The organism is Providencia sp. PROV267, assembly GCF_028477825.1.
In the GTDB taxonomy this organism is placed as follows: Bacteria; Pseudomonadota; Gammaproteobacteria; order Enterobacterales; family Enterobacteriaceae; genus Providencia; species Providencia stuartii.
In genome coordinates this window covers 1-6,389 of record NZ_JAMPLX010000004.1, presented here as the reverse complement: position 1 = coordinate 6,389, position 6,389 = coordinate 1, and the positions used below count along the sequence as shown (strand labels likewise).

Genomic DNA, 6,389 nt, shown 5'->3' with positions numbered 1-6,389 from the left:
AACAGTGAAGATGCAGGAAAGCAGACAGGGATCCGATCAGGCACGCTTTTCTCTGCCGCACAGGCCTTGGTTAAAAAGACAGGCAAAACAGCGTGGGCAATATCATCAACACAATTAGCCTCAGGACAAATCTTTGCGGCTGATTTTGAAGTTACCCCAACATTGAGCGAAGACTTAAAGAATAGCTCGGGTGATGTGTCTTTAGATGGCCACGCGGTACTATCATTTGGTTTTGGTATCTAACGTGATTCTAAGATAGGTCATCTATTTGGCCTATCTTAATTATCGAGGTTGTTAACTGAGTATGAAAAACACAATTAAGTATTTAGGTTTACTACCATTACTAGCGGTTAGCTTTAGTTATGCAGATACAAATGCCAATTTGAAAGTATCTGGTGATATTAAGCCACCAACCTGTATGGTTAATGGAGAAGAGCAAACCAATATCATATATGACATGGGAAAACTCTCTGTTGATGTTATACCTATGTCGAGCATGTATATTTTTCCCGAAAATTCGAAAGTAAAAAATACCGTTACGGTGACATGTGATGCTCAAACATATTTAATATTTATGGCGACAGATACCTACCAAGGTTTGAGTTTACCTTCAACACCGGTATCAAGCTCGTATTCACATAAATATTTTCATATTAATGGGGGTAAACCGGCCGCACTTGGTGGTGTCTCATTTTTGGTAAAAGATGCTAAGGTCGATAATAATTCTGGATATGTTCGCCGTTTATATAATTCAACACATGCCACTTCTAGGCTTGGAGATTATGTATTGACTAAAGGTGAATACTATGGATGGTCTAATACTAAGCATGAAGCCGGGGGTAAAGATGCATTTATGCAATCATTAATACCTGGAAAAGTCTTTTCAGCGAGTTTTGAACAAGACAGTGTATTTATTAACTCACGAGATGATTTAGCTAAAGCAAATATTGAACTTAATGATGAACTTAATTATAACGCAGAAGCTGTAATTACATTTAGCTTTAGTCTTTAATAATGAAAAAAATGGGCATGTATCTTATGCGGATAATATTATATCAACTTACAGTAGTGTTAATGTTCTATTTTTGTGATTATTCAAATGCTCAGGGCGTATATAGGCAAAATATAATCACCGATATTGTGACACCTCCAAGTTGTGAAATTATCCCACCAAATAACGGGAACTATCAATTTTCCCAGTTACATGCCCATTATTTTAAATTAAACAAAGTCACAGCGCTTCCAGAATTAAAACAAACATGGCAAGTGATGTGCAATACACCGATAAATTTATTTTTAAAAATTATTGATAATCGTCATGATTCCTCCCGTATGGATGATGAAAGCTATTTTGGGTTAGGTAACGTAAATGGTTCAGGGAAAATAGGTGATTATCGATTAACGTTGAGTCATGCCAATGTTGATAATGAAAAAGCGGAGTTGTTTTTAAGCGAAAATTTATCAGGAACAAGAAGATCTGCTATAACGGTGAAAAAAAATAGAATCTATGGTTGGTTAACGGGTGAAAGTCATATTGCCTCGGGAAAATTATTTTCTGTTGATATTACTGTTTCGCCTAAACTTAATTCTTTAAAAGAAACCCATGGGCCTATTGTTAATGGTGCTGAATTAGACGGTAATGCTGAATTGATTTTTTCATTTGGCATTTAATGCCTGAACACATTAATTATAATTAAGCAATGAGCATGTATGTTATATACTAATAAAAAAACACGACGTTACTATTTTTTTATGGCTTTAATATTCATGTTATATAATGAGTATTCATATTCATCAAATCAAGATAATGCTGATAAAAACTCAAAAGTGAATTTTGATATTGATTCATTAAAGGCACTTGGTTACGGTGAAGAAGTCGCTGATTATTTTATGCAAGGGAGCCAATTTCTTCCTGGTAACCATGATGTCACAATACAATTAAATGGTGATCAAACTTATTCTGTTAATGCCAAAATAGATGATAGTGGTCATCTTTGCCTTGATGATAGTTTGCAGAAGACGTTGAGATTAAAATCGACAAATTTAGAAGATGGATGTCATGTTTTTCAAGATGTCTATCCTGATTCACGGGTGGTAATGCGACCTAATGAGTTTGCTATTGATATTACAGTCGCTGAAAACAACTTTGATCCTAAGTTGCAAGGTCGTGAATTGACTTATGGTGGCTTTGGTTTAGTTAATAACTATCGAATTTACGGTATGCATATTAATGGCCATAATAACCAAGAGTTTTATCAAGGTGAATTTGAAACGGGAGCAAACTGGAATAACTGGGTTTTACGCAATAATAGTAGTTTTTCTTCAAGTAAAGGGAACTCAGAGTATCAATTTAATGAAACAGTATTATCGCGTAGTATCGAGTCATTAAAGTCTCAATTTGAAATAGGTCAACTGAATAGCCGAGGCAGTTATTATTCTGGTATACCAGTTAATGGCATTCAACTCTATTCGGACAGTGCATTACAGCTTAATAATCGATTAGTTGTACCGATAGCTGGTTTTGCAAATTCGCCATCAACCGTAGAGGTTCAGCAAAATGGTCGTCTGCTCTATCGAACAATAGTGCCTGCTGGTCCTTTTGAACTAAATAGAATTAATAATATTATCAATGGAACACCAGTTGATGTAACAGTTATTCAAGATAATGGTGAGCGTCAGAAATATCAAGTAATGACCTCAAATCAAGCAACTGAAAATTTATCACCTTTATCTTATCAATTTTTTATTGGTAAATATCGTACAGTCAATAGTGTTCAAGAAAGTGATAATCCTTTAATTAGTAGTTTGGAAGCAAGCGCACAATATAAAAAAATAGATTATTCAGCAGGGGCTTTATATTCAGATAAATATCAATCTGTAAGTGGTGGTGTTCATTCTTCATTTGGAGAAAAACTACTCATTAATGGTGGAGGCAATGTTTCAATTTCTCGTAATGATGAAAAAGAGGGAAGCCAGTTAGACTTTAATACATCGTTGGCCAAAGGTGCCGCATCATTGGGAGTCTCATTTCTATATCGCAGTCATGAGTATCCGACGTTAGATAGTACATTAGAAAAACAGCAACCAATATTGGATGAAGATGCATGGAATTTACCATGGTTTAGTCGAGACCTTCAGACTTCTTCTTCACTTTATACAAGTTGGGGTGATATTAACTGGGGAAGTTTTAGCTATAGTTTAAATTATAACCATTATTATGGAGACGGTTCAGATACAGTAAGTCATTTAGTCGGTTATAGCAGAAAGATCGGTGATGTCTCATTAAATTTATCTTTTCAGTCTGGAACAGATCAAGACAATCGCTTTTATCTGAATGCATCAATCCCAATAAATAGCCGTTCAAGTGCAAGTATACAAAGCCAATATTACGATGACCGTAGTACTTTAATGGCGAATTATAACTATAGACAGAATGATAGGTGGAATTACTCTATCGGTGCAGGTCGTAGCAGTGATGTAAATCGTGTTAACGGGAGCATTAATAATACGAATGCTTATACACAATTATCATTAAATGCTTCCATGACTGAAAATAATGTTTACTCATTTATGTCATCTGCTACAGGCGCTATTGCTTATTCAAATGGGCTAGTTGCAACCTCTTCAGTGCCATTAAGTAATACTTTTGGGATTATATATATTCCAAATCAACCAAATGTTAAGGTGAGTGCGTTAGGCAGTGGTTCAACAATCACGAATCATTTTGGTACGGCTGCCATTTCGTCATTACCAACAAATAGGAAAACAACGGTTCAATTGAACACGCAAGATTTACCGTTAAATATTCGGCTTGATACCACTTCGTTCGATGTTGCAGTTGCTAGAGGAAGTGTTATTACAAAAGAAATTAAAGCTACCGAAATGAGACAGTTATTACTGAGTATTACGCTTAAAAACGGTCAAAAAGCACCTAGTGGTGCAAGCTTAATAAATAAAAAAGGAAAGTATGTCAGTGCCATTATGGGTGAAGGGAATACTTTTTTAACTAACGAACAAATTGGTGATGAATTAATTCTTCGTTCGCCAAACTCAGATGATTGTATTGTGAAATACACAGTACCAGAACATTTTTCATCTGAGTTGCTTTATGAAGAAGTAGACGCAATATGTCAATAAGTCATCAAAAAACTAAACATAGATTTTGATAAAGAGGTTATTTATGAAAAAAATATTTGCAACTATTCTTTCAAGCTTTTTATTAATAGTGAGCACAAATGTTCATGCAAGTTTCCAATTAGAAACCATGACTGTAATATTAGATGCAGGAGAAGGGCGAAAGGTTTTTAATGTTAAAAATACCGGTAATTCACCTATTTTATTATCAACCAAAGTTGAAGAGCTAGATGGTTCAACAAAACTTGCTGGTGATATTATGATTTCGCCACCGATTGTTCGTATTGAACCTCAACAAAGTCAACAAATTAATTTTATTTTGAAAAAAGGCGTTGATATTTCCGATGAAGTAATTTTAAAAGCATCATTTCAAGGTATTGGGGCAAGTAAAGAGAATGTCACTAAAATGCCTATTCGTCAGGATGTGGCAATGTTAGTTTCTCCTGCTAATATGAAAGTGAGCCAAACACCTTGGGACGCTCTTTCAGTGAGCCAAAAAAATAATCAGTTAACATTAAAAAATAATGGAAAGCAAGTCATTAGGTTATCACCCTCATTTAAAGTTTTACCGAGTAACGAAGATTACGCGCTAGACCAGTTTTATATCAGACCTGGTGAAAGCAAAGTTGTCAATATTAAAGGTAATGCAACGAATATATCTATCTCCCCTTTAAGTCGTTATGGATTTAAAATGAGTGATAACGCTATTTTAGCTGTGGAACACTAATTCCCTATTATAGGCAATTAGATATTAAGGCCCATTTATCTTTAGCATATTTAATGGGGTTTAATTTTTCAGGATATATAGTAAAAGGGTAATTTAACCTTGAATAATGTAATACCTAAAAACTTTTTCACCAAAGTGATTGGTGAAGAAATTAAGAGATTGCGAAAAGCAAGTTCATTTTCAGGGACAAAAATGGCGAGTGAATTAGGCATTTCGCAGCAACAATACTCTCGATATGAAAGGGGGGTTAATACAATATCTGTTGATGCTTTACTAAATATATTGTGCATTCTTGATTGCGATGTGAGTTCCTTTTTTTCATATCTGCGTCAGCAGATAGAAAAAGATAATCATGAATTGTATGATACATTAAAGCCATTGTTTTATAACTTTGAGACTCATACAGAGATAGAAAAGTATTTTTTAAAAAGAGGCCTTTAAATTTAAAGATAGAGTCGGTTTGCTTTGGAACAGCCTAATTTTATCAAGGTGGCAAGTTTATACGGCTTATGCCACCTTGATATTAACTGGGGCAATTCATGCTTTACCTATAATTGACTGCCTGAGATTGAGTAAAACCGACTTTATCATCTAGAGTTTTGTAGTGATAAGATAAAAAATCGTGATAGTCTTTTTATACTAAAGGAAATAGGCAAGGTAAACTTGATGTTGAAACAATATTACTCGTGATATTGTGTATTACCTTGACGATACTTCTTCTAAAGTGATTAATAATCATAGGGATAAAGGTTATTATTATGAAGTGTTTTTCCAATGTGAATAATTACTCTCTAACCGAGTTGAAATTAAAAGGATTTATGTTTAATTATTAAACTACATTAAATTAGGTATTTTATTCTTTTCTTTAGTTCTTATTATGATTTGTTTGGAGTTATTTCCTCATTAATCATAGGTGCGATAGCTAGATGTTAATCTACTTTATTGTTTTTAATGATGAAATAAAATGTTACATTTGTGATTTTTTAGGTTAAAGTGCGGTTTACTCGATTTTGGTGTAATGATAATTATAAAAAAGTTATCTATAATACTTACATCTGAAAAACATTATTTCAGTAAGATATTTTAAAATTACATAAAAGTAGAATGTTTTATCATATTTAGAGGTGTTTAATACCAGTAACCAAAATTATTTATTATAGCTCTTGTTAAGCTAAGAAATGACAGCGAGTTTAAATATTTTTCTCTATGTATTACTAATATAAATGTTGGTAATAGATTCTATTTTTCTTTTTTTGTTTTTTATTATAAGAAGGTTAATCATGTTTAAGAAAACATTATGTGCACTGTCGTTAATTTCTGTTTCATATGCGGCATTCTCAGCACCTGTTGCTAATTTAAAAGTCACGGGCTCGATTACGCCACCAACATGTACTATCGATAACCAAAATGAAGTGGATGTTGAATATAAATTTGATACAGCGCCAAGTATGTTCCCTTTATCAGGTAACTTAACATTAACGCCAGTATCGAAAAAAATTGAGATAGTGTGTGATGCAACAACGTACTT

5 protein-coding genes and 2 pseudogenes are annotated in these 6,389 nt (G+C 33.5%); all 7 read left to right on the top strand.

What is annotated here, in order from left to right:
• Window positions 1–243: pseudogene (locus PR709_RS03275) on the top strand (fimbrial protein); the annotation flags it as partial.
• Window positions 244–304: 61 nt separating this feature from the next.
• On the top strand, window positions 305–1,012 hold the full coding sequence (locus tag PR709_RS03270) for a hypothetical protein (RefSeq protein ID WP_004921813.1): 708 nt from the start codon (window positions 305–307) through the stop codon (window positions 1,010–1,012).
• Window positions 1,013–1,014: 2 nt separating this feature from the next.
• Window positions 1,015–1,671: a hypothetical protein gene (locus tag PR709_RS03265; protein ID WP_272570717.1), complete on the top strand. Its 657-nt coding sequence runs from the start codon at window positions 1,015–1,017 to the stop codon at window positions 1,669–1,671.
• Between the two features lie 39 nt (window positions 1,672–1,710).
• Window positions 1,711–4,137: a fimbria/pilus outer membrane usher protein gene (locus PR709_RS03260; RefSeq protein WP_230084726.1), complete on the top strand. Its 2,427-nt coding sequence runs from the start codon at window positions 1,711–1,713 to the stop codon at window positions 4,135–4,137.
• Window positions 4,138–4,180: 43 nt separating this feature from the next.
• Window positions 4,181–4,861: a fimbria/pilus chaperone family protein gene (locus PR709_RS03255; protein WP_004921806.1), complete on the top strand. Its 681-nt coding sequence runs from the start codon at window positions 4,181–4,183 to the stop codon at window positions 4,859–4,861.
• Between the two features lie 99 nt (window positions 4,862–4,960).
• A complete protein-coding gene (locus PR709_RS03250; RefSeq protein WP_004921801.1) occupies window positions 4,961–5,302 on the top strand; it encodes a helix-turn-helix domain-containing protein in 342 nt (113 codons plus the stop codon).
• Between the two features lie 839 nt (window positions 5,303–6,141).
• Window positions 6,142–6,389, top strand: a pseudogene (locus tag PR709_RS03245) (fimbrial protein); the annotation flags it as partial.